General features: G+C 58.4%; 1 protein-coding gene. It reads left to right on the plus strand.

Annotated elements, in window-relative coordinates; all coding sequences use genetic code 11:
- On the plus strand, nt 1–1,048 hold a 1,048-nt coding region (gene nhaD / locus AC54T3_RS17435; RefSeq protein WP_496626577.1), incomplete at both ends, for a sodium:proton antiporter NhaD.

Consider the following 1,048-nt stretch of genomic DNA (forward strand, 5'->3'; position numbering starts at 1 on the left):
AGGAACGGCTGGTCTTCGAGTCGCTGCGCGCTTGGCTGATCCGTGGCGGTTACAGCTACCGCAAGCTGTTCTGGATGACCGGTTTTCTGGCCTTCTTCATCTCGCCGGTTGCGGACAATCTCACCACCGCCTTGTTGATGTGCGCGGTGGTCATGGCGGTTGGTGCCGACAAACCCAAATTCGTCGCCCTGGGCTGTATCAACATCGTCATCGCCGCCAATGCGGGTGGGGCGTTCAGCCCGTTCGGTGATATCACTACCCTGATGGTCTGGCAGAACGGCGTCTTGCCGTTCCAGACCTTCTTCCTGCTCTTCATCCCCGCGCTTGTGAACTATCTGGTGCCGGCGTACTTCATGCATCAGGCGATCCCGGACGAGACCCCGCCGGCGAGTGACGAGGTGGTCAAGACTAAACGCGGGGCCAAGCGCATCGTGTTTCTCTTCCTGCTCACCATCGCGACCGCCGTGAGCGTACACAACTTCTTCCATCTGCCGCCGGTGCTCGGCATGATGACCGGGCTGGCCTATCTGAAGTTCTTCAGCTATTACCTTTACATGAGCGGCGAGATGTCGACCGTCAAGGCGGGCACGCTCGAAGACACGATGCCGTTCGACATCTTCAACAAGATTGCCCGGGCGGAATGGGACACGCTGCTGTTCTTCTATGGCGTGATTCTCTGCGTCGGCGGTCTCGGCTTCATCGGCTACCTCGAGCTGGTGTCCGCATTTGCTTATATCGACGTCGGCCCGATTTTCGCCAATAGTATGGTCGGCATCCTGTCGGCAATCGTCGACAACATCCCGGTGATGTTCGCGGTGCTGACGATGAATCCGGATATGTCTCAGGGGCACTGGCTGCTGGTGACCCTGACGGCGGGGGTTGGCGGTAGCCTGCTCTCCATCGGCTCCGCTGCGGGTGTGGCGCTGATGGGTCAAGCCAAAGGCGTCTATACCTTCTTCGAGCACCTGCGCTGGACCAAATACATTGCCCTCGGTTATGTCGCCAGTATCATTGTCCACTTCATTGTCAACTTTTGGACCTTCTCGAT

The sequence above is a fragment of the Halochromatium sp. NSM3 genome (genome assembly GCF_059621085.1).